Origin of the sequence: Terribium retamae, assembly GCF_022347545.1 — a bacterium.
In the GTDB taxonomy this organism is placed as follows: Bacteria; Pseudomonadota; Alphaproteobacteria; order Rhizobiales; family Rhizobiaceae; genus Mesorhizobium; species Mesorhizobium retamae.
Genome location: NZ_JAKREW010000013.1, coordinates 1 through 23,525 on the forward strand (window position 1 = coordinate 1; position 23,525 = coordinate 23,525).

20 protein-coding genes and 1 tRNA gene are annotated in these 23,525 nt (G+C 54.9%); 15 read left to right on the top strand and 6 right to left on the bottom strand.

Going from position 1 to position 23,525, the window contains the following annotated elements:
• Positions 1–239: 239 nt before the first annotated feature.
• A complete protein-coding gene (locus L4923_RS14635) occupies positions 240–1,550 on the bottom strand; it encodes a hypothetical protein (RefSeq protein ID WP_239366272.1) in 1,311 nt (436 codons plus the stop codon).
• A gap of 314 nt (positions 1,551–1,864) precedes the next feature.
• Between L4923_RS14635 and L4923_RS14640 the strand changes: the two genes are divergently transcribed.
• Genes L4923_RS14640 through L4923_RS14670 form a run of 7 tightly spaced genes read left to right on the top strand, consistent with a single transcriptional unit; the run spans position 1,865 to position 8,938 of the window.
• Positions 1,865–3,007 (top strand): N-acetyl sugar amidotransferase, encoded by a 1,143-nt coding sequence (locus L4923_RS14640; RefSeq protein WP_275448422.1) that lies wholly within the window; start codon positions 1,865–1,867, stop codon positions 3,005–3,007.
• On the top strand, positions 3,004–3,618 hold the full coding sequence (hisH, locus tag L4923_RS14645) for an imidazole glycerol phosphate synthase subunit HisH (RefSeq protein ID WP_239366276.1): 615 nt from the start codon (positions 3,004–3,006) through the stop codon (positions 3,616–3,618). Before L4923_RS14640 ends, hisH begins: the two co-directional genes overlap by 4 nt.
• On the top strand, positions 3,619–4,392 hold the full coding sequence (locus L4923_RS14650) for an AglZ/HisF2 family acetamidino modification protein (RefSeq protein ID WP_239366279.1): 774 nt from the start codon (positions 3,619–3,621) through the stop codon (positions 4,390–4,392). It abuts the gene before it with no gap.
• Between the two features lie 36 nt (positions 4,393–4,428).
• Entirely contained in the window at positions 4,429–5,463 is a 1,035-nt protein-coding gene (locus L4923_RS14655) for a polysaccharide biosynthesis protein (RefSeq protein WP_239366282.1), read from the top strand.
• A gap of 5 nt (positions 5,464–5,468) precedes the next feature.
• Complete coding sequence (gene wbjC / locus L4923_RS14660) at positions 5,469–6,581, top strand: UDP-2-acetamido-2,6-beta-L-arabino-hexul-4-ose reductase (protein ID WP_239366285.1); 1,113 nt, start codon at positions 5,469–5,471, stop codon at positions 6,579–6,581.
• Positions 6,578–7,711, top strand: a complete 1,134-nt coding sequence (gene wecB, locus L4923_RS14665) for a non-hydrolyzing UDP-N-acetylglucosamine 2-epimerase (RefSeq protein WP_239366288.1) — start codon at positions 6,578–6,580, stop codon at positions 7,709–7,711. The genes wbjC and wecB overlap by 4 nt, the downstream gene beginning before the upstream one ends.
• Before the next feature lie 9 nt (positions 7,712–7,720).
• On the top strand, positions 7,721–8,938 hold the full coding sequence (locus tag L4923_RS14670; protein WP_239366291.1) for a glycosyltransferase family 4 protein: 1,218 nt from the start codon (positions 7,721–7,723) through the stop codon (positions 8,936–8,938).
• A 249-nt stretch (positions 8,939–9,187) separates the two neighbouring features.
• On the opposite strand, the gene L4923_RS14675 is transcribed toward L4923_RS14670, so the two are convergent.
• On the bottom strand, positions 9,188–10,474 hold the full coding sequence (locus L4923_RS14675) for a sugar transferase (RefSeq protein ID WP_239366293.1): 1,287 nt from the start codon (positions 10,472–10,474) through the stop codon (positions 9,188–9,190).
• A gap of 562 nt (positions 10,475–11,036) precedes the next feature.
• Between L4923_RS14675 and L4923_RS14680 the strand changes: the two genes are divergently transcribed.
• Positions 11,037–11,945 (top strand): MBL fold metallo-hydrolase, encoded by a 909-nt coding sequence (locus L4923_RS14680; RefSeq protein WP_239366295.1) that lies wholly within the window; start codon positions 11,037–11,039, stop codon positions 11,943–11,945.
• A gap of 54 nt (positions 11,946–11,999) precedes the next feature.
• Here L4923_RS14680 and L4923_RS14685 read toward each other — a convergent pair whose 3' ends face one another.
• Together L4923_RS14685 and L4923_RS14690 are read right to left on the bottom strand one after the other, a co-directional pair.
• Entirely contained in the window at positions 12,000–12,788 is a 789-nt protein-coding gene (locus tag L4923_RS14685) for a DUF1499 domain-containing protein (RefSeq protein WP_239366297.1), read from the bottom strand.
• Between the two features lie 202 nt (positions 12,789–12,990).
• Entirely contained in the window at positions 12,991–14,619 is a 1,629-nt protein-coding gene (locus L4923_RS14690; protein ID WP_239366298.1) for a fatty-acid--CoA ligase, read from the bottom strand.
• Between the two features lie 179 nt (positions 14,620–14,798).
• Here L4923_RS14690 and L4923_RS14695 point away from each other — a divergent pair, with 179 nt between their 5' ends.
• Together L4923_RS14695 and L4923_RS14700 are read left to right on the top strand one after the other, a co-directional pair.
• Positions 14,799–15,167 (top strand): hypothetical protein, encoded by a 369-nt coding sequence (locus L4923_RS14695; RefSeq protein WP_343303308.1) that lies wholly within the window; start codon positions 14,799–14,801, stop codon positions 15,165–15,167.
• A gap of 78 nt (positions 15,168–15,245) precedes the next feature.
• Positions 15,246–15,635: a DUF427 domain-containing protein gene (locus tag L4923_RS14700; RefSeq protein ID WP_239366299.1), complete on the top strand. Its 390-nt coding sequence runs from the start codon at positions 15,246–15,248 to the stop codon at positions 15,633–15,635.
• Positions 15,636–15,698: 63 nt separating this feature from the next.
• Here L4923_RS14700 and L4923_RS14705 read toward each other — a convergent pair whose 3' ends face one another.
• Both L4923_RS14705 and ppdK read right to left on the bottom strand, forming a co-directional pair.
• Positions 15,699–16,451, bottom strand: coding sequence for a polysaccharide deacetylase family protein (locus tag L4923_RS14705; protein ID WP_425530953.1), 753 nt, complete (start codon positions 16,449–16,451; stop codon positions 15,699–15,701).
• 101 nt (positions 16,452–16,552) lie between these two features.
• Positions 16,553–19,213, bottom strand: a complete 2,661-nt coding sequence (gene ppdK / locus L4923_RS14710; protein ID WP_239366300.1) for a pyruvate, phosphate dikinase — start codon at positions 19,211–19,213, stop codon at positions 16,553–16,555.
• Positions 19,214–19,551: 338 nt separating this feature from the next.
• Between ppdK and L4923_RS14715 the strand changes: the two genes are divergently transcribed.
• From L4923_RS14715 to L4923_RS14730, 5 genes are all read left to right on the top strand, one after another.
• The gene (locus L4923_RS14715) at positions 19,552–19,896 is read left to right on the top strand and encodes a VOC family protein (protein WP_239366301.1); all 345 of its coding nucleotides are present in this window, start codon (positions 19,552–19,554) and stop codon (positions 19,894–19,896) included.
• Between the two features lie 120 nt (positions 19,897–20,016).
• Positions 20,017–20,091, top strand: a tRNA-Gln gene (locus L4923_RS14720).
• A 180-nt stretch (positions 20,092–20,271) separates the two neighbouring features.
• Entirely contained in the window at positions 20,272–21,189 is a 918-nt protein-coding gene (locus L4923_RS14725) for a glycosyltransferase family 2 protein (RefSeq protein ID WP_239366302.1), read from the top strand.
• Entirely contained in the window at positions 21,189–21,587 is a 399-nt protein-coding gene (locus L4923_RS31220) for a GtrA family protein (protein ID WP_425530949.1), read from the top strand. The genes L4923_RS14725 and L4923_RS31220 overlap by 1 nt, the downstream gene beginning before the upstream one ends.
• Positions 21,588–21,596: 9 nt before the next feature.
• The gene (locus L4923_RS14730) at positions 21,597–23,432 is read left to right on the top strand and encodes a hypothetical protein (RefSeq protein WP_239366303.1); all 1,836 of its coding nucleotides are present in this window, start codon (positions 21,597–21,599) and stop codon (positions 23,430–23,432) included.
• The last annotated feature ends 93 nt before the right edge of the window (positions 23,433–23,525 follow it).

Consider the following 23,525-nt stretch of genomic DNA (forward strand, 5'->3'; position numbering starts at 1 on the left):
GTTCATCTGCAAGGCATGGGCTTCCCAGCCCAAGCGCTTCACTCTCAATCCGCTCCAGCAAATGCCGGGACTAAACATCTAGCGCGGCTTTGGCACGCCACGGCGACAATCAATTCAGAGTAGCGAGTTTTGCCAGTTCCAGTTCGCCACCTATAAAGTTGCTACTCAGCCTACGACTAAATGGCAGCTCATCAACACTCTTCTGTAAGCATACGAGCTTTTCACAACTCAATCTTTTCCTAAAAGAACTTCCTTACCCTAACGAAAAGACAGTAAAAGAATACAATAAATAAACCATTACTAAACATATTCCCAATCAAGCCACCCGTCAGCATACCAAAAACAAAGAGCAACCAAATTCCTCGAAATGCCTCATCTCTTGATTTGTAAAACCACCGAAGCGCCTGACCAATAAATAGACTAAAAACAACAACTCCAGGCAATCCAAAATTTACATAGGCTTCACTCACATAGAATGAATTAGAACGCCCGCTGGGGCTTTCCTCCCCCCCTCCCCACTGAGTGCCGTGGACCAACGCCTCAAAATTTATCCGCTCTAGACCGAACAGGGCAGAAACCATCGAACTTGTCGCCCCCCAAAACGGTCGCGAACCATATTTGTTCTCAAATACACGATACCAATCAGCCGCAGTAACCACAGGAATAGCAAATGCTCGCCACAAAACCTGCTTGAATGCGGTCCGAGGCGCATAATCTGCCGCAAAAAATGAGGCCCCGCCGCTAGGCGCCTCCAACTGCGCCTCGTAGCCCTTGGGGGACTGAACGGGATCACTGGCCGGCGGCAAATCACGCGACTGCGAATCAAAGATGTTCAGAACCACCACCAAAGGCCCCTGCCCGGGTTCACTCCCACGAGCAAGATAGGTGTTCAGGTAAAGCATCACGAAGCAGCCAAATACAACAACAGGAATCATATATATATTAAGAAACCATCCCTTTGCAATCAGGTAAATCGTCGGAATTAGGACTCTTAAATACAGTATCTTTTCTATTATAAGTTCACAATATGCCATAAACAGAAAGAATACAAATACTCTATACCTTGACTTTCCCATCATAACGCCAATAAAACTCATCGGCATTATGTAACTAGTTAGGAATGCATTGAGGTAATTCAAAGCCTGCTGCCACCCCGCCCGCATCTTGAAGAACGCAGCACGCTGATCACTAAGCTCCTGGGCGGTAGCTCCCTTCAGGGCGGATATCAGCGGGACACTTTCTGCCGTAACAAGGGTTGTTGCTAGGAGAAGCACGAAACTACCCCAAACTAGAAAGTGCAGCGTTCGCGCGTCGACATTTACGCGCCAAGCGCCTGGACGAAACCGGGAATCACATATCGGCGTCATGAAACCAACTGCTATCGCCACGCAGGCGACAAGCGAGTGTGCTGCTAGTGTAAGCAGATAAGGATCTTCATGCGAAAACCGATAGACCCCAATTGGAAGCACCACATAGAGAAATACAATGGCCCCGATAAGCCATGCAGCAGACCAACAGGGATCAACCAACTCCTTTAGGGTACGCCCCATGGAAACGCTCCTTCACTATCGCTCACGGAGCGCCTGCCCCCGAGATAGCCGGGGGTCATACCGCCTCCACTATAGCGAAACAAGCGGCCTCCTCTTCAAGGTAGCCACTCCCGGTTGTCGTGCAAAATCAATCGGCGCTTGCAGTAGAATTGTCATTTGGGTATGGGGGGGCGCTTTGCCGCCAGATTAAGGAATCTGCACAGCTTTGATTCATTCTCCACGCTCGCTAGGCATCGCGCTCAGAAAACCCCTGCTGTCTGTTGAGACGAAAGACGAACCCGCAACAGACGTATATATGAAAGTCGTAGAGCAGCATGGTCAATAATCGCCCCTACCTGATCTGCACGAACTGTATCATGGACACATCGGATTCGAAGATCAGCTTTGATTCGAATGGGCGGTGCGAATATTGTAATAATTACTACAGTAACATTCTCCCCAACTGGCATCCCGACGAGCGCGGACTGCGTGAGATCATAAGCGTCGTTGACAAAATCAAGAAGGACGGTCGAGACAGAGACCATGACTGTCTCATTGGCATCAGCGGCGGTGTCGATTCATCCTATGTGACCTACCTGGCTAAGGCGAAGTTTGGTCTCAGGCCGCTGTTGTTCCACGTCGATGCGGGGTGGAACTCGCAGCAGGCGGTGAACAATATTGAGAAGCTTGTCGATGGTTTGAATCTCGACCTTCACACTGAGGTCGTTAACTGGCAGGAGATGAAGGATCTTCAGCTGGCGTTTTTCAAAGCGCAAGTTCCCCACATCGACACGCCGCAAGATCACGCATTCTTTGCTGGCCTGTATAATTTTGCTGCGAAGCATAGTTTCAAATATATTCTGACCGGCGCGAATTACTCCACGGAGTGTGTTCGCGAGCCATTGGAGTGGCACTATCATGCGAGTGACCTGAGGCAGCTGAAAGATATTCATCGCCGGTTCGGTTCCCGGCCTTTGAAAACCTTTCCGCTTTCGGATATCTTTACGTTCAAGATTTATTACCGCTATTTCAAAGGCATTCAGGTTGTAAAGCCGCTCAATTATGTGCCCTTCCGCAAGGAAGAGGCCATGCAAGAGTTGGTTGATAAGTTTGGCTGGCAGAGATATGCACACAAGCACTACGAATCCCGTTTTACGCGTTTTTATGAAGGCTATTGGTTGCCGACAAAGTTTGGCTACGATAAACGCCGAGCGCATTTTTCCAGTCTGATCCTGACCGGGCAAATGACGCGGGAGGATGCACTGGAGCGTATTGCGCAGACTGCTTACAACCCCGATGATCTGGCTCAGGACTTCGAATACATCGCTACCAAACTCGACCTTACGGTTGGAGAGTTGCAGCAGATTATGGATGGTCCGAACAAGAGCTATAAGGACTATGCGAACGCAATGACCTTTATAAATCTAGGAACAAGAGTCTTGCGCGCAGTTGGGGTCCAAAGAGCAATCATCAGATGATTTCCATCGTGGACTACGGGCTTGGGAATGTCCGAGCCTTTTCAAATATGTACAAGCGGATGAATTTGGAGGCGATGCCCGTCAGATCCGCTGAGGAGTTGCGCAAGGCAACCAAAATCGTTCTGCCGGGTGTCGGTGCATTCGATCATGCGATGGAGCTTCTGGAAGCATCCGGGATGCGCGGTGTGCTTGATGAACTGGTACTTGAGAAGAAAATCCCCGTTATCGGTGTTTGCGTCGGAATGCAGATCCTGGCGGAAGACAGCGAAGAAGGCAGTCGTCCTGGGCTTGGCTGGATAAAAGGCACGGTTCGTAATTTTCGCTCGGAGCCTCGCACGAATGGGCTTCCTCTCCCCCACATGGGTTGGAACGATGTTCGGCCGTCTGCAGCCAGTGGGCTTTTTGATGGGCTTGGTGAGGATGCGCGGTTCTATTTCCTGCACTCTTTCTACTTCGACTGCACCCGTGCCGAAGATGCTGCGGCTCGCGCCAGCTATGGCGCCGATTTTGCGTGTAGCGTGATAAGCGGCAATATTCATGGGGTGCAATTCCATCCCGAGAAGAGCCATCACTACGGTGCCCGGCTCCTCAAGAACTTCGCGGACCTGTAGATGCTCAGACCTCGAATCGTCCCTTGCCTGCTCGTGCATGGCGGCGGACTTGTAAAAACGATCGGCTTCAAGGATCCGAAGTACGTAGGCGATCCGATCAACGCGGTGAAAATCTTCAACGAAAAGGAATCCGACGAACTGATTGTGCTTGATATCGATGCGACCGCCGAGGGGCGGGAGCCAAATTTCAAAATGATCGGTGATTTGGCCGTCGAATGCCGCATGCCTCTTTGCTATGGCGGTGGCGTAAAAACGGCCGAACAGGCAAAGCGAATTATCGGACTTGGCGTGGAAAAGGTTTCCATCAGCTCGGCGGCCATTGAAAATCCGCAGCTTATCTCGCAAATCTCCGATGAAGTTGGCCGCCAGAGTGTCGTCGTGGTGCTCGACGTAAAGAAAAAGGGGGGAGGCTACGAGGTCTGGACGCACAATGCCACGCGCAACACGGGGCGCTCGGTTATCGATCTTGCAAAGGAAGCTGAGCGCTGTGGGGCCGGCGAGATTGTCGTGAACTCAATCGACAACGATGGTCAGATGAAGGGCTACGATCTTGAGCTGGCCCGCCAGATCCGGCAAGCCGTAGGCATCCCCATGAGTGCGCTCGGCGGCGCCGGGTCGTTGAAAGATATTGGCGCATTGCTGTCAGCGTGCGGCGTTATCGGCGCGGCAGCGGGGAGTTTGTTTGTTTTTAAGGGAATGTACCGAGCTGTCTTGATTAACTATCCCAACCCAGATCAAAAGGATGAGATCATTCGTGCTGCCATCGGCCAATAGTCGGTCTTACCCTCATCTAACTTTATCGAGAAAGCTATGTTTAAGGACAAGGTCCTCCTGATCACCGGTGGTACGGGTTCATTTGGCAACGCCGTGCTGCGCCGCTTTCTTGATACCGATGTGCGCGAGATCCGCATTTTCAGCCGCGATGAGAAGAAGCAGGATGATATGCGCAAGCGCTATCAGAATGCGAAGCTGAAATTCTACCTTGGTGACATACGGGACTCGTCCAGCATTGCAGCCGCAATGCGCGGTGTTGATTTCTGTTTCCACGCAGCTGCACTTAAACAGGTGCCGTCTTGCGAGTTCCATCCGATGGAAGCTGTCCGGACCAATGTCATGGGTACGGAAAATGTGCTCGAGGCGGCAATCGCAGCCGGTGTCAAACGAGTTATTTGCCTGTCGACTGACAAGGCAGTCTATCCGATCAACGCCATGGGCATCTCCAAGGCGATGATGGAAAAGGTTATGGTCGCCGTTTCGCGCAACCTGGACGGGACAGGTACCGTGATTTGCGGTACCCGCTACGGAAATGTCATGGCGTCACGCGGATCTGTGATACCGCTGTTTATCGACCAAATCCGGAACAATCGCCCGATCACCATCACCGATCCGGCGATGACCCGTTTTATGATGACGCTGGAAGATGCGGTAGAGCTGGTGCTCTATGCTTTTCAGCACGGTGGCAACGGCGATATCTTTGTTCAGAAAGCTCCTGCCGCGACCATTGCAACACTGACTGAAGCCATTACCACATTGCTTGATAAGCCTGATCATGATGTGCGGGAGATCGGCACACGTCATGGTGAGAAGCTTTATGAGGTGTTGCTCAGTCGCGAGGAGATGGCCGGCGCTGAAGACCTCGGGGAATATTATCGGGTTCCACCGGATGGGCGCGACCTCAACTACACGAAGTTTGTTGAGCAAGGTGAACCGAAGATCAGTGCCAGCGAGGAGTACAATTCCCACAACACTCGCCGCCTCGACGTCGCTGGGATGCGGGATTTGCTGCTGAAGCTTGATTTCATGCGCAGTATCATCAAGGGCGAAAAGCCTATGCTGGAAGACTGAGAGTCGTGCAAATTGTCGTCACAGGCGCGAATGGCTTTATCGGCAGGAACCTCATAGTCCGACTGCGCGAGTTGGGCTACGCTGACATCCGGCAAGTCACCCGCGCAACCTCGGCCGGCGAGTTCGAGGCAATGCTGGCGACGGCCGATTTTGTCTTCCATCTGGCAGGTACGAACAGACCGAAAGATCCAGCGGAATTCACCATTGGCAACCAGGGCTTTACGCAACGGTTGTGCAGCACCTTGCGAGGCGTCGGACGCCCTGTACCCGTGGCCTACGCCTCGTCCACGCAAGCGATCCTGGACAATCCATACGGTGCCAGCAAACGCGCTGCCGAGGATGTCCTTTTTGCTTATGGCCACAGTACCGGAGCGCCTGTCCGGATATTCCGGTTAGCCAACGTGTTCGGCAAATGGGCGCGTCCGAATTACAATTCGGCCGTCGCAACCTTCTGTCACAACATCGCTCGCAATCTGCCGATCTCGATAAACGATGCGAATGCGAAACTAAACCTCGTCTACATCGACGATGTCGTATCGACATTCATTGATCTGCTCGAAAATCCCCAGCCAGGCGGCGGCTTCGGTGAGATTGCCCCGGTCTATGAAACAACTGTGGGCGAAATAGCCAGAGCAATCTCCGACTTTCGCGAAAGCCGTGAGACCCTCACGACGTCACGCGTCGGGGAAGGCTTGTATCGTGCATTGCACGCGACGTATCTCAGCTACCTTCCGTGCGACGAGTTTACCTATTCCGTTCCTGTTCACGCCGATCCGCGTGGCGAGTTCGTAGAGATGTTGAAAACTCAGGATAGCGGCCAGTTTTCATATTTTACTGCACATCCAGGCATTACCCGGGGTGAACACTACCACCACACCAAAACCGAAAAGTTCCTGGTTATTCGAGGAACTGCACACTTTGGATTCCGCAACATCGACACCGGAGAAACGTTTGAGTGCGTGACCAAGGGGGGCGAAGCCAAAATCGTAGAAACAATCCCTGGCTGGGCTCACAACGTGACCAATGTTGGTGAAGATGAATTGATCGTCATGCTTTGGGCGAATGAGATATTCGACCGCGCCAAACCGGACACATTCGCAATGAAAGTTAAGCCGTGACCAAACTGAAAGTGCTTACTGTCGTCGGCACACGTCCCGAGATAATCCGGCTCTCGCGTGTCATGGCGCGACTTGACGAACACTGCAGTCATATTCTTGTCCACACTGGCCAGAATTACGATTATGAGCTCAATCAGGTCTTCTTCGACGACCTTGGCGTCCGTAAACCAGATTATTTTCTTGATGCGGCCGCAGGCAACGCAGCTCAGACGATCGGTAACATCATCATCGCTGTCGATAAGGTCCTGGCGGATGAAAGACCTGACGCAATGCTGGTCCTGGGAGACACCAACTCCTGTCTTGCAGTCATTCCCGCAAAACGACGTAAGATTCCGATTTTCCATATGGAGGCTGGCAATCGTTGTTTCGACCAGCGCGTGCCTGAAGAAACCAATCGCAGAATTGTCGATCATACGGCCGACATCAACCTGACTTACAGTTCAATAGCACGCGAATATCTGCTTCGCGAGGGATTGCCGCCCGACATGGTCATAAAGACCGGCAGTCCGATGTTCGAGGTCTTGAGCTACTATCGGGACAGAATTGATGCGTCCGACGCCCTGGCACGCCTTGGACTCAAGGAGTTCCGCTACTTCATAGTCAGCGCCCATCGCGAGGAAAATGTCGATTCGCCACGCTCCTTTTCTAAACTGGTCGAGGTGCTTAATGCGGTGGCCGAAGATTATGATCTTCCAGTGGTGGTATCTACTCATCCCCGCACGATGAAGCGTGTCGAGACTTCTGGCGCCAAATTCCACGACAATGTTCGTTTGCTAAAACCGCTTGGTTTTCACGATTACGTCCGACTTCAAATGTCTGCACGCGCCGTGCTTTCAGACAGCGGTACGATAAACGAAGAGTCTTCCATCTTGAACTTCCCGGCCCTGAATCTCCGCGAGGCACATGAACGGCCGGAGGGGATGGAAGAAGCGGCTGTTATGATGGTTGGGCTGGAGGCGGGCCGCGTCCGCCAAGGGTTGTCAATCTTGACGTCTCAATTGCGTGGTGCCGAGCGACAGATGAGATTGGTCGCCGACTATTCCATGCCAAATGTTTCCGACAAGGTGGTGCGGATCATCCACAGCTACACGGACTATGTCAGACGCGTGGTCTGGCGCCAGTACGATTGACGGTCCGTCATGCGTATCCTGGTAATGACGCAGTTCTTTTGGCCCGAAACATTCCGGGTCAATGATCTGGTCGAGGAATTGATCGCGCGTGGTCACGATGTAACGATCCTGACCGGATTGCCCAATTATCCGGACGGCGACATCTTCGAAGAGTACCGCCGGGAGCCGCAACGCTTCTCGAAATTCCATGGTGCGCCTGTCTTGCGTGTCCCGGTAATTGGTCGAGGACGCAGCAGCAAACGCCTTCTATTAAACTATCTAAGCTATGTTTTGTCGGCCAGTACGCTGGGGGTTTGGAGGCTTCGTAGGCATAAATTCGATGCCATTTTTGTGTCCATGAGTTCGCCTATTACAGCTGTTTTGCCCGCAATTCTTCAAAGGCGATTGAAGCGCGCAAAACTTATTGTCTGGGTTCTCGATCTCTGGCCGGAAACGCTTTCTGCCGTCGATGTCGTACGCTCGCCTGTCATACTAGGCTGGATCGGTCGGCTTGTCAGCTACATCTATCGGCGCACCGACCATATATTGGTTCAATCTAAGGCATTTTTCCCCAACATCGAAAGATATGGCGGGCAAGAGGCAAAGGTCGACTACTTCCCCGCGTGGGCAGAGCCCATTTTCGAAGTAGATCCTGCGTTCGTTGAGAAAGCACCCGAGATGATGCCCTATCAGGACACCTTCAACGTGCTGTTCGCCGGAAATATCGGCGAAGCGCAAGATTTTCCAGCGATATTAGATGCTGTTGAGAAATTGCGAAACCACACCTACATACGATTTTTTGTTCTCGGTGACGGTCGCGCCGTAGACTGGCTGAAGAAAGAAATAGTTCAGCGTGGCCTTGACGAGCGAATCATTCTTTTAGGCCGATATCCGATTGAAAGGATGCCTTCCTTTTTCCGTGCAGCGGACGCGCTGCTGGTATCCCTTAAGGCGGCGCCGATCTTTTCGATGACAATACCGGGTAAAGTGCAAAGTTACATGGCCGCCGGGGTGCCTCTGCTCGGCATGTTGGATGGAGAAGGTGCCCGAGTTATCAACGAAGCTGGTGCAGGCTTAACTTGTGCGGCGGGTGATGCAGAAGGCTTGGCAACTCTCGCGCAAGAGCTGTCTGCTCTTTCCATTGCAGATCGACGATCAATGGGAGAAAAAGCGCGCGCGTACTGCCGTCGCGAATTTGATCGAGAAACACTCGTTAGCCTATTTGAAACGTGGCTCGCCGTTTCTTGAACGATGACTTTTTCGTAAGCTCTGCAGCTGAAATGGTCAAGCTAGGAAGATCTGAACGATTCATAGCAAGGCGGGACGGTCGACGACACATCAACCTTGGGCGAGAAATTACTATTCGTTACTGCGCCTTGAGATGCGTTAAGATGAATTGCTTATTCGCGTCGTGAACGACGTGCTCGCAGAAACCACATAAGTAGACTCGATTTTAGAGCCATACGCCGCGTCTCCACTAGGAATTTTACTCATTTTTCAGCGAGAGCCGAATCCTGTAAAAATAATCTTTGCTGTCCTCATAATAATAATCAAATCCAACCAAAATGAAAAATTCTTTATATAATAAAAATCAAAATGAAGCTTTTCACTGACATCCTCAACTGACGAGACATGCCCCTGATTTATCTGCGCCCAACCCGTAATCCCGGGAAAAACAATATGCCGGTAGCTATAAAACGGCAGTTCACTTTCATACCACTTTGACAAAACCAACGCTTCTGGTCTCGGACCTATCCAGCTCATTTCACCTCGTAGAATGTTAAGCACTTGAGGCAGTTCATCCAACCTGGTTCGCCGAAGAACTCGGCCTACGCGCGTGACTCTCGCATCCCGTTCCTTGGTCCGAGCCTGCTCTCTGGCATGCTCTGCACCTTTGTTTCCTTCACCAACATCGGCCGGGTTCGATTGCGTCGCAATCATAGTACGAAACTTGAATACTTTGAACGCCCTCCCCCGATAACCGCGGCGCTCCTGCCTAAACAGAACGGGGCCGGAAGAATCTATCTTTATGAGTATAGAGATAACCGCGAATGCCGGTAGAAGAACAATTAAAGCTAACAAGGCGCTCAACCAATCCAGCGTATGCTTAAGTTCCCGATAGGCTTCGTTTGGATTAAGAGAGCCTAGAGTATTCTCCGAAAGATGCTCTATCTCCACCATCCCCGTGAGTGACTCTCGAATCTCTTTGACATGGAATACCGGAGTCCCCGCGAGTGCCGTTTCAGAGATAAAACGAACCCATTGGGGTGACAAATCTGCCCGCAGATCGGCCACAAGCCCGTTCCAAGTTCGATGAGGCATTGTCGTATCGGATAACATCACCCATCGGACGCCACTCAACTCCAAGAGCGCCTCAACATCGCCGCCTGGCACAACAGCTAATGAATATTCACGAACCCTTCGAGAGAGCACAGCAATTCCATGAAACCAAAATATCACAGCGAAAAAGCCTGAAATAAGCGTCACTCTTGTATAATCTATTCTGGCAAGAAACATGAAAAGCACCAATATATAAAAAGATATCGCATATATAGGTATTATGTAAAAATCCGCCTTAACACCAGGTATAACAGCTATCCTTCTATGGAGAATATATCCAAAAGTAATCGCTACGGCAGTTCCGATAAATGTATTAAATTGCGTTTGAGATGAAAATATATCATTGTCAAAAAATTGCCTAATAAGGGCAGGGATTAATGAAGCAACAATGATCGCACCAAAAAGTTGAAATCGAAAAGAGAGAAAGATCTTCGATGAGCGCATTATGTAATCTCGATTTTAAAGAATGGAGCGTTCTACTTCTCTTTTCGTCTCCGGCATAACCTGAACGGCCAGCCATTTAAGACGCGCCCCATGTCAAATCGCCTATAGCGAGATGATCTGACGACTGCAACCAACCCGGCCAAGTCCAGCGCGATCCGTCGCACGAACTTGCTCGGATCCAGTATCAATTGTCTATAGCTGTTCCGACATTGTGATGGCACCCTACGTTGCGGCGGCCAAATTCGCTGGTATGGGGCAACCAAAACGCGATAACGTGAAACACCAGTCGAAGGTCGCCATGAGAACGTCTATATGAGAATATCCATCTCGGTGGCAGCTCCTACCTCGCCGAGTTGAGCATCAAGTCTATTGTTTTGACAGCAACATGAGAAAATCGGCAGCATCAGGAACCACGGCACTAATCGCTGTCGACGGCCACAATCTCTATAATCCGGCCCAACTCCGCAGGTGGGCTGCTTTGTCACTCTGTCCGCAAAAGCGATCCGCCGAGTTGTTTTCTGAACGGACGGACGCCGCGACACATCCGGCGACCTAAGGCGCGATGGCCCTCAAATTCAATGCCCGATTCGAGCCTGCCTATGCTTCCGCGGTGGAACTGGCGCCTGGCGTCCTGCGCGTCACCGCCAGGAACCCCAGCCCTTTCACTTTCCACGGCACCAATTCCTACGTCATCGGCAGTGATACGCTGGCGGTGATCGATCCTGGCCCGGATAATCAGGAACACTTCAACACGCTTGTGGACGCGATTGGCGGGAGACCTGTCAGCCACATCTTCGTCAGCCATACACATCGCGACCACTCGCCACTCGCAGCCAAGTTGAAGGCGGCGACAGGAGCCATTGTTCTGGCTGAAGGTCCGCATCGCCCTGCCCGGCCGCGCAGGATCGGAGAAACCAATCCGCTCGACGCCAGCGCCGACATCGAATTCCAACCCGATGTCGTCCTGCCCGACGGTTCGTTGACAACGGGAGACGGATGGGCAATCCGCACGGTGCTGACGCCTGGCCACACCGCCAATCACGCGGCCTTCGCTTTGGAAGGCACCGGCATCCTGTTCTCGGCCGACCACGTGATGGCCTGGGCGACCAGTATCGTGGCACCACCCGATGGTGCAATGGCCGATTACATGGCCTCGCTCGACCGGCTGCTTGAGCGCGAGGACCGGGTTTTGCTGCCCGGGCATGGGGGAGCGGTGACTGGTCCGAAAACCTTCATGCGCGGGCTGAAAGCGCATCGCAAAATGCGTGAACGTGCCGTTCTGGAACGGCTGAAACTGGGCGACCGCACCATCAAGACGATCGTCGAAGCGATCTATCGCGAGACCGACCCGCGCCTGCATGGAGCGGCCGGGCTTTCCGTCCTGGCGCATCTGGAGGATCTGGTGGCACGAGGGCTGGCGGCCACCGAGGGTGAAATCTCAATCGACGCTGTATTCCGACCGGCTGCCTAACATCAGAGCTTATATAGTCACTTCGGGCCGATTGATGCGTTGCCCGACAAAAAGCTATTGCGCGGCCGTCGTGCCGATCTGTGCCGAGACTTCCTGGTCGAGTTCGCCGAGAAACGAGATGATCCGTTCGGCATTGTCACCAAGGTCATGGCGACCGTAGCGTGAGGCAGAGCGCATGTCGACGAGCGTCGTCTCTCCATCGGCGGTAACGCGGACCGCCACATCAGCCGGCAGGTCCAGTACAAAGGACTTGGCAAGAGCGGTGATGGTCGCGTTGTTCTGTCCTTCCAGCGGCTCCGGCATTGCGCCAACGATGCTCCAGCGGCGACGGTCCATTACGGTCTGCACGGCCGCCAAGGTCTCGTCGAAAGGCAGATCGTAGCGATGTCCGGTCACCAGCGGATAGAGTTCGGCTTGCAGGCGCTCCTCCCCCGGTGTCAGTGGAGTGAGAACATTCATGCCGGTCGTGCGAGAGCTGACGTCGAGCCGAGGGGGATTGTCGAGATCGGTCGAGATGTCACGCAGCGACGGGTAGGTGGCAATGCGGTAGCCGGCCAGAGCGTAAGGCACCAATACGAACACCGCCAGAAGCGCGCCAACCGAAAGGTCGCGGCCACCGATAGCACCCTGGTTCCACAGCCTCGCCAGCGCGAAGCCTGCAAATAGCAGAGCAAAAAGTGCCAGCAGCGCCACCAACGCCAGCACCCACAAGAAGCCACCGGTCTCGACCAAGCCGTAGTGATGACCGACCCAGGCTGTCAGCAACAGCACTGCCGAGAACGCACCCGTTCGCCGCGACCAGCCTGCCGCCTTTGCCACCTGCCGTTCGGGATATGCTGTCATCGCCACCGATTTCCCAAGCCCGGCCAGAGCATTAGAGTGTTTCGACACCGGATTGAAGCCGAAAAGCGGTGATCAGCGCCGCCTTTCGAGTGCGAATTGCGTTAGGGCGCAGCGCCTCCATTGGGACGTGCAAAGGGCGCGCCGGCACTTTTGATTTCGCGCATGATCCTTTCCGAAATCGATCGCAATTTGGGGACATGCACTAGTCGGTCGGCAGGCGGTAATCGCGAAACTGAGCACGCAATGCGCTCTTCTGGATCTTGCCGGTCGCCGTGTGCGGGATCTCAGCGACGAAGGCGACATCATCCGGCATCCACCATCTGGCGATCTTGCCATCCATGAAGCCAAGAATATCGTCTCGTGAAGGGTCCTTACCCGGCTTTTTAACCACCACAAGCAACGGCCGTTCGTCCCATTTGGAATGACGGATGCCGATAGCGGCCGCTTCCGCCACGTCGGGATGGCCGACGGCGAGGTTCTCCAGTTCGATGGTGGAGATCCATTCCCCGCCGGACTTGATGACATCCTTGGCCCGGTCAGTGATCTGCATGTAGCCGTTAGGGTCGATATGGGCGACGTCGCCGGTATCGAACCAGCCGTCCTCATCGAATTGCTCGGCTCCCGCGCCGCCATAGTAGGCGCTCGCTACCGCAGGCCCCCTTACCTTCAGGCGGCCGAAGGTCTTGCCGTCCCAAGGGTGCGTGTTGTTGTTGTCATCGGTGACCTTCATTTCGACGCCGAATGGCGCGAAACCTTGTGTCTGTTGCACATCAAGCAGCGCATCTCCCGTCAAACCGGCATATTCCGGCTTCAGCGTGCCCAGCGTGCCGAGAGGGCTCATTTCTGTCATTCCCCAGGCGTGGATGACCTGGACATCGTAATTGTCCTGGAATTTCTGGGTGATGGCGCGTGGACACGCCGAGCCGCCGATCACCACTTTCTTGAGGTAAGGCAATTTCTTACCCGTCTCTTCCAGATATTGCAGCAGCATCAGCCACACGGTCGGAACCGCCGCGGTGAAACTCACCTGTTCGGTGTCGAGCAGTTCATAGATGGAGGCGCCGTCCATCTTGCCGCCAGGCATGACCATTTTGGCGCCGATCATCGGCCCGGACTGGCCGAGCCCCCAGGCATTGGCATGGAACATCGGCACCACGGGCAGCACGACATCGCGCGAGGAAATGCCCATCGCGTCCGGCATGGCTGCAATCATGGCATGAAGCACGTTAGAGCGATGGCTGTAGAGCACACCTTTGGGATCGCCCGTTGTGCCCGAAGTGTAGCACATGCCGGCGGCGGTGTTCTCATCAACGCTTGCCCACTGGAAGTCCCCATCGGCGTCGGCCATCCATTCTTCATAGGCTACGGCATTGGGCAGGCTGGTCGCTGGCATATGCTCCTTGTCGGTCAGGACAATGATTTTTTTCAATGATTTGACCGCACCGGCAATTTTCTCGATCAGCGGCACGAAGGTGAGATCAACGAAGACTGCCTGATCCTCGGCATGGTTCATGATCCAGACGATCTGCTCGGGAAACAGGCGCGGGTTCAGCGTGTGGTAGACGGCGCCGATGCCCATGATGCCATACCAGGCCTCGAGGTGACGGGCGGTGTTCCAAGCGAGTGTTGCGATGCGGTCACCCGTCTTGAAGCCATCGCGCTCCAGACGCTGCGCAACCTTCAACGAACGCTGCCTGAGTTCAGCATAGCTCGTGCGCACGATCGGGCCTTCGCAGGAGCGCGAGACGATTTCGCGCTTGCCGTGCTGGACCGCGGCATTGTCGAGGATCTTGTGGCACAGCAAGGGCCATTGCTGCATCAGTCCGAGCATCGTGTTCCTCCTCTTGTATTTTTCAGCATTCTGAAAGGAACGCGAAGAAAGTCCAGACTACCGCAAGGTCAGAAAGGACCCTTTGTACGCGCAACGCACGGCGAATCTGCAACCAACCATTGTCAAGCCGACCAAAGTCTGCATATTTTCAAGGCGGCGGGACATGACAGGCGAGATGAATGAGGTTCGTGATGGACCCGCAGATCGATGATGAAGCCCTTGAAACCGCGCTCGAGGAAAGCCTCGGCGAGTTGGTGCCGGTGGCCAAGGCTGTCTCCAGGGAAGAGTTTGCAACCGTTGTCGACGGCGCACTTGAGGCCGTCAGCGGCAAATTGTTGTTCAGCATGTGCGTGCTGAACGAGGGTGCCGATGAATATGTCGCCGCAGCATCGGTCGGCGATGGCGAAAACCGGCAATATCTGCTGCTGTCGCTGCCGGCCAAAGGCGGCTCCTTGAAAGTGGAAACCGCGTCCAAGAGCAGCAACCCGGCCGCCCGCATCGCTGAGGCCTATGCCGGGTTGATGGATGCGCTGAAGGTCGCGGCTTAACTGCAAGCCCAGTTGTCAGCAGGTTTCTGGCCCCTGCAGTTGTTGATCCTATATTGAGATCAGCAACGGAGATCTCTCATGGACAAGAAAGCCAACCCCGCGCCGGGCTTCCAGCGCAACCCTGCCCACACCATTACGGTCAAACCGTTCGCTGGTACGGTCACCGTCAGCCACGGCGGCACGGTGATCGCGGCTTCCGGCCGTGCGCAGCTTCTGCAGGAAGCCAGCTATCCGCCAGTGCTCTATGTTCCGTTTGCCGACATACGCTTCGAAGCGCTGAAGCCGAGCGATACGTCCACCCATTGTCCCTACAAGGGTAACGCCAGCTATTGGAGCGCCGATACCGACGGGGAAACACGCAAGGACGTGATGTGGGCCTATCAAACACCCTATGACGAAATGCTCGTCATCAAGGATCACGGCGCCTTTTATCCCGACCGCGTCACCATCGAAGCAACACCAACCTAATTCGAACTCGTCGAAGAAGCCAAATCCAGCTTCTTTGCAGACACAGGCTCGCAGGCGGACCGCTCAGTAGCCGGCGACCGTCTCCATCGTGGTGCCGTCCGAGCCCTCAGTTGGCACATCCGACAGCTTCACAAAGGAAAAACCCTTCGCCTTGAGCGCAAGGATGCCGTTGACGACCCCTTCGCCGGCCGCATGTGTCGGCTGGTTGATATGGGCGATCACGACGTCGCCGTCACGCGCGGCCGCGATGCGTTTTTCGGTGGTCGCGGCGCCGAGCAGCGAGCCGCCATCCCCATTCACGGAGTAGCCGGCGACTCGCAGGCCAAGCTTGCGGATCTGTTCGATGGCGCTTTTGCTGTAACGCGCCGTGGCTCCTCGAAACCAGCGTGATGTCGCCACGCCGGCCGCCTTGATGGCTTCGGCGCCGCCTCGCACTTCCTGTTCAACAGCCGCAGGCGAGCCCGCAGCGGCGATGCCGAAAATATGGACCGGGCGATCAACCGCCGGCACATGCATGGCGCCGTGGTCCTCGATCTCGAACAGATCCGGATGAGCCTGCAACTCGGCAAGAACGTCCTTGTTGTGCTTCAGCCAGCGGCTAGTGACGAAGATTGTCGCCGGCACACCATTGTCGATCAACACAGACAGGATACGGCGATCCGTCTTGCCCATGCAGGCATCGAAGGTCAGCGCCACACGCGGTGCTTCCCTACCGCCCGGTCCGATATGCAAGGTTGGCTCGACAAGATGTTCGGACGGCGCAGCCAATGCAGGACCGCTAGAAAGCATCGCCGTCAACACAAGAGCAGCAAGGATACGCATCGCAACTTCCGGGAACTTTTGTTTGCGCTGCCCTTGGATAACGAAAACGGCGATCTTGCGACGGCAGTCACAAGATCGCCGGACGTTTTCCCCTGTCACATTGCGACGGCCGCCTGCGCTGCAGCCAAACGAGCGATGGGCACGCGGAAAGGCGAGCAGGAGACATAGTCCAGCCCCACTTCCTCGCAGAAGCTGATCGAAGCCGGATCGCCGCCGTGCTCTCCACAGATGCCGAGCTTGATCGACGGGCGGGTACCCCTGCCCTTTTCGGCAGCCATGCGCACCAGCTCACCAACGCCATCACGGTCGAGCGATACAAATGGATCCTGCTCGATGATGCCCTTCTGGCGATAGGTTTCCAGGAAGGAGGCAGCATCGTCGCGCGAAATGCCGAAGGTGGTTTGGGTCAGATCATTGGTGCCGAAGGAGAAGAACTCCGCCGTTTCGGCAATGACATGGGCGCGGATCGCCGCCCGCGGCAGTTCGATCATCGTACCGGTGAGGTAATCGATCTTGACGCCGGTCTCGTCCATCACGGCCTTGGCCACCTGGTCGATACGCGCCTTCACGTAGTCGAGTTCCTTCACGATGCCGACCAGCGGCACCATGATTTCCGGTACGACGAGCGCGCCGGCTTTGCGACCAGCTTCGACCGCGGCCTCGAAAATGGCGCGCGCCTGCATTTCGGCGATTTCGGGATAAGAGACCGCCAGGCGGCAGCCACGATGTCCAAGCATCGGGTTGAATTCGTGCAGAGCTTCGGTACGCTGCCGCAGCTTGTCAGCCGAGACGTTCATGGCAGCGGCGACTTCGGCCACCTCCTCCTCGGTCTTGGGCAAGAATTCATGCAGCGGTGGGTCGAGCAGGCGGATGGTCACCGGCAAGCCGGCCATGATCTCGAAGAGCTCGAGGAAATCCGAACGCTGCATGGGCAGAAGCTTGGCAAGCGCAGCGCGACGATCCTTCTCGGTGTCGGCCAGGATCATCTCGCGCATGGCGACGATGCGCGCACCGTCGAAGAACATATGCTCGGTACGGCAGAGCCCGATGCCCTCGGCACCGAAAGAGCGGGCCATGCGAGCATCCGCCGGCGTCTCGGCATTGGTGCGCACTTTCATGCGTCGTGCGCCGTCGGCCCATTCCATGATGGCGGCGAAGTCGCCGGACAATTCGGGCTGCAACATCGGCACGGAGCCTTTCAGCACCTGGCCGTTGCCACCATCGATGGTGATGACGTCGCCCTTCTTGAAGGTGGCACCGAGCGCGATCAGCACGCCGGCCTTGTGGTCGACACGCAGCGAACCGGCCCCCGAAACGCAAGGCTTGCCCATGCCACGCGCCACAACGGCGGCATGGCTGGTCATGCCGCCGCGAGTGGTGAGGATGCCTTCGGCGGCATGCATCCCATGGATATCCTCCGGGGAAGTTTCGACGCGCACGAGGATGGCCTTGCGGCCCTGAGATTTCAGCTCTTCGGCGTCGTCGGAAGAAAACACGATCTCGCCTGTGGCGGCACCCGGCGATGCCGGTAGGCCGACGCCGATGACGTTGCGCTCGGCACGCGGATCGATGGTCGGATGCAGCAATTGATCGAGCGATGACGGATCGATGCGCGCGACAGCCTGCTCCTTGGTGATCAAGCCTTCATGCGCCATGTCAACCGCGATCTTCAGCGCCGCTTTGGCGGTGCGCTTGCCGGATCGGGTCTGCAGCATCCACAATTTGCCGCGCTCGATGGTGAATTCGAGGTCTTGCATGTCGCGATAATGCTTTTCAAGCTTGTCCGAGATCGCAACGAAATTGGCGAAGGCCTCGGGCATCAGCTTTTGAAGCGATGGCTTGTCGGAGCCGGCAGCGATACGGGCTGCCTCGGTGATGTTCTGTGGTGTGCGGATGCCGGCCACCACGTCTTCGCCCTGCGCGTTCACCAGGAACTCGCCATAGAGCACCTTTTCGCCGGTCGAGGGGTTGCGGGTGAAGGCAACGCCGGTGGCCGAGGTCTCGCCCATATTGCCGAACACCATAGCCTGTACGTTGACGGCAGTGCCCCAGGCTTCGGGAATATCGTGCAGGCGGCGATAGGTGATGGCGCGCGCATTCATCCAGCTGGAGAAGACGGCACCGATTGCGCCCCAGAGTTGCTCACGCGGGTCCTGTGGAAATGGCTTGCCGAGTTCCTCTTCGACCTTGGCCTTGTAGAGCGCGATCACGCCTTGCCATTCGATAGCGGAAAGCTCCGTATCGAGTTCGTAGCCCAGACTTGCCTTCCGATCCTCCAGGATTTCCTCGAAGACTTCGTGATCGAGCCCCATGACGACATCGGAGTACATCTGGATAAAACGGCGGTAGCTGTCATAGGCAAAGCGCGCGTCACCGGAATCGCTCGCCAATGCCTCGACCGTCTCGTCGTTAAGCCCGAGATTGAGCACAGTGTCCATCATGCCCGGCATGGACGCGCGGGCACCGGAACGCACGGAAACAAGAAGAAGTTTTTTAGGATCGCCGAAGCTGCGACCGGTGATCCGGCCGATATGCCCAAGCGCCTCGTCGACATCGCCTTCCAGCGTGTCCGGATAGGCGCGACCATTGGCATAGTAGTGGTTGCAGGCTTCCGTGGTGATCGTAAAACCCGGTGGCACCGGAAGGCCAAGGCTGCACATTTCGGCCAGATTGGCCCCCTTGCCGCCCAGCAGATTTTTATCTCCGGCACGGCCTTCGGCCGCTCCGTCGCCAAAGGTGTAGACCCACTTGGTCATGCTCGCTCCTCAGCCTGGTTTCGCCTCAGGGCTCCTGCTCCCTGGGGTAAGCCTCGCGGCCTGCCTAGGATGCTGCGCTGCGAAAGGCAAGCGCTTGGAACCCTCGTCGAAGCCTACAATCGATTAAGCCATTTTCGGGGTGAGCGATGTGCTGAAAATCGGGGCAATACGCACCACCCGTTCGGTTGATCGAGGCGCTATCCGCTTTCCGCCCCAGAGCGGGAAAGGGAATCAGCCGTCGTCGATAGCGGCTCGACTGCCGAGCGATCAGGCCCCCTTGAGCTCCCACCGCCATCTGTGCGATAAAGAGAACATAAAAGGAACAATGGAGCGCAGCGATGCGGGAGACAGGCAAACTCGACTATATCGAAATGCCCGCCACCAATGGCAAGCTCGACAACGTCAAGGCTTTCTACAGTGCGGCTTTCTCCTGGTCGTTCACGGACTACGGCCCTACATATTCGGCTTTCAGCGAAGGGCTGGACGGCGGCTTTGACGCCGACGCCTCGGCAGCCACAGCCAAGCCGCTGCCGGTGCTCTATTCTGAAAACCTGGAAGAGACGCTCAACGCGGTAACGAACGCCGGCGGCACGATGGTGAAGCCGATCTTCTCTTTTCCGGGCGGCAGACGTTTTCACTTCCTCGACCCGGCCGGTAATGAGCTGGCGGTCTGGGGAGAATAGCCGTAGCATCGCAAATTACGCCTTCAGGCCGGCGTGTTGATTTTGACGACTATTGACGATTGTGCTTTTGGCCGGCTCTGCCTATAAGGCCGCTCACATCCGATTCAAGCGACCGGTTATTGGGGCGTCGCCAAGCGGTAAGGCATCGGTTTTTGGTACCGACATTCCCAGGTTCGAATCCTGGCGCCCCAGCCACTCCCTATCAATAAGCTTAGATATCCGCGGCGCTCCGGCTACTCTATTCACGGTAGACTTACTGTCTATTGGGGCGATATAGGCACAGAGTGACTGAGGACGCCCCACAACAGGCTTCAATTGACGAATCTTGAACGAGATTGGGAGAAGTCTTCATCAAGGCAACAGCCGTAGGTTCCAATGAAAATATCCTTTGTAGTCGCCGTCTATCAGAACGCAGGGGCCATCTCGGCGACTTACGACAAGCTCACGGCTCTGTTTAGGGGCGAGCTTAGCGCTTACACGTACGAAATTGTCTTCGTAAATGACGGCTCAACAGATGGATCGTGGGAAGAAATCCTCTCGAAACGAGCAACTGACGAGGGCGTGGTCGCGGTAAACTTCACCCGGAATTTTGGCCAGATGGCGGCGATGCTTGCTGGCTTTAAGACGGCAACTGGGGATGCCATTATCAATATATCGGCCGACATCCAGGATCCTATCGATCTGATCCCCAAGATGGTGGAGAAATGGCGGCAGGGCTCCGAGACAGTCATCTGCTATCGTACCGACCGGGCCGATGCTTTCTCCGCGAAACTGTTCTCCAAGGTCGCCTATGGATTGATCCGAATGTCCCTGCCGCAGATTCCGGCAGGCGGCTTCGATTTCGTGCTCATGGATCGACGGGTGATGGACCTTTTCAACAGTATCGATGTGCGGCATCGTTTTTTTCAAGGTGACTTGCTCTGGGCTGGCTTCAACACAACCTTCATTCCTTACGCTCGTATGAAGCGAACGATCGGCCGATCGCAGTATAATTTTTCGAAAAAGCTCAAGAATTTCCTCGATGCAATCCTCGATGCTTCGTATCTACCTATTCGTTTCATCTCCCTTATCGGTTTCATCACAGCCATGCTCGGACTGTTGTGGGCCATCTCCATCGCGATAAGTTGGGCCATGGGATACACGCCGTTTACCGGCTGGGCGCCGATCATGATGGTTATTCTTTTGCTTGGTGGCTTAAACATGATTATGCTTGGCCTTGTGGGAGAATACGTCTGGCGTATCAATGAAGAGGTTCGGAAGCGCCCTAATTTTGTGATCCGAGAAATTGTTTAATGCTGAAAAACGAGAAATCTGCCATCCAATTCAATAAATTCATCTTTGTTGGCGGCACCAACTTCCTTATGACTCTCATTATTTTTTATGTCTTTGTTGATATTATACATGCAAACTATATAATTTCACTTTTTCTTGTTTCGGCAATTGGTTGGATTTTTACTTATATTATAAATTATATCTGGACTTTTAAACCACAGCCTCAGCTCATATTCGGTTCAAGATTTTTGAAATACCTGACCACGGGACTAGCGTCAGTCACGCTCAATGCCGCAGCGCTCCATGTTTTGGTGAACTCTAGCGGACTGCCTCCATTTTGGGCGCAGTTATGTTTGGTGCCCTTCGTAATACTCCTGAATTTCGCCTCCGCGAAGTTCTGGTCCCTGCGGCCGGGCTAGCTTTACGCCGTGGAAGAGCAAGATGAACCTGAAAATCGAATAACCGTTATGCGGACATCGCGACTGGTCGAGCTGTCGTCGATTGTTGCGTCGCTTTCCATCTTGTTTTGCGCCCTTTGGTACGGGCGATTTGGCTTCGAGTTCACCGATGACGGCTATTACCTAGCTTGGGCAGCACATCGGAGCCGATACTTATGGTCTGTCTCGCAATTCGCTTTTGTTTATGGACCGACATTCGACGTCCTTGGCCGCAATGTTGCACTCTATCGTATCCTGAACCTACTCTTGATCTTTGGACTTGCCTCGACTCTTGCGGGCCTGTGGATTCGCGCGCACCTAACTGAATTGACAACATCGACGCAGATAACCGCGGCAATCGGGCTCTCAACCTCTGCCTTGGGGATTGTCGGTGCCCAGCTTTCCACTCCGAACTACAACACCCTCGCTTTTACAGGCATGCTCCTGACGTCAATAGGGCTGGTGCTCGCTTCAAAGCGCTACATTTCGTTCGCGACACTTGGAGGAGTGTTGACTGGTACCGGAGGATGGCTGTGTTTCATGGCAAAACCGTCCACCGCAGCGGCCCTTGCGGTCTGCGTTTTCATCTTAGCACTGCTTTCAGCCGTGAGATCATTTCGTTTCTGGGTAGCGGCTGCGTTGAGTGTGACGGGGCTTTTGTGGTCGTCAGCCAGACTTATCGACGGCTCTGTCGAACGTTTCATCGAACGACTTCGGCTTGGCTATGATATGCAGGTGCTATCCGGAGCAGGCTACTCAAGTTCCTCGCTATTCCGCTGGGATCCCCTTATTCTGACATCGCAGGATGCCGCTGCCTGTTTGATCGCCTTCTTTGGAACGATCTCGGCGGCTTGTCTGGTTGACCCCACCCGCCCTAGGCTTGCAAATGGTTCTCTATTTGCGCCACCTATTCTTGTGGTGTGGATCATCGTTGGCGCGCTGGGCTGGATCGCACTGGGTCAATGGGCAACAGCACTAAGCAGCTTTCCACTGCTAGGTATTTGCTTGGGGGCGGGGTCGAGTTCCATCATGGCGAGGCCCGCTCTTGCTTCGGAAGTCCAAACGCCCATCTGGCCGATTGCGTGCGCATTTCTTCTATTTCCCCATGTTTTCGCGTTTGGAACGAACAACAACCACTGGAGCGTGGGGAGCAACGTCGCATTTTTCTGGGTTCTTGCTGGCTTAGCTCCGCTAATGGCATATGTCCGCCTGCCAAATGCGATTATTGCCGTCACTGCTGCGACCCAGATCGTTTCAGCGCTAGCATTGTACGGCGGTATACAGCAGCCCTATCGGCAGCCGGCTGCTCTATGGATGAACATGGCCTCCGCTTCAGTCGGGAGCACGCATTCAAACCTGAGAATCGATGCCGGATATGCAGCTTACATCGCGGAAGTCCGAGACAAGACAACGCGTTCCGGGTTCCAAAGTGAGCCGATTCTCGACTTTACAGGCCAATCCCCCGGCCTCCTCTACGCGCTTAATGCCACCCCAGTCGGCTACCCTTGGCTTGCAGGAGGGTACTCAGGAAGTGCCAATGTGCTGATCTCCAGCCTGAAACTCGAAAGCTGCCGGACACTATCGAGCGCCTGGCTACTCATGGAGCCAGGAGGCCCGCGAGCAATCGACACGAACACGCTGGCAGTCTTTTCACTCAAATTCCCCAGCGAATATCGCTTGGCAGCTTCTTGGCAAACAGTGCAAGGTATGGGCGGTTATGACAAACCACGACTTCAACAGCTGTGGGCGCCGATCGATAAAACCCGGTCTGTAACTGATTGCGGCCTAACGCGCACCGACCTCTTGGGGTCAAACCTAAACCACTAAACGCGCTTGAGACGTCGACAATTCTTCACCGGCTTCTGCCGCAGACGGAGCAACCGCACCTACAGGCTTCCGATCTCGAAACGCCGATTCCTC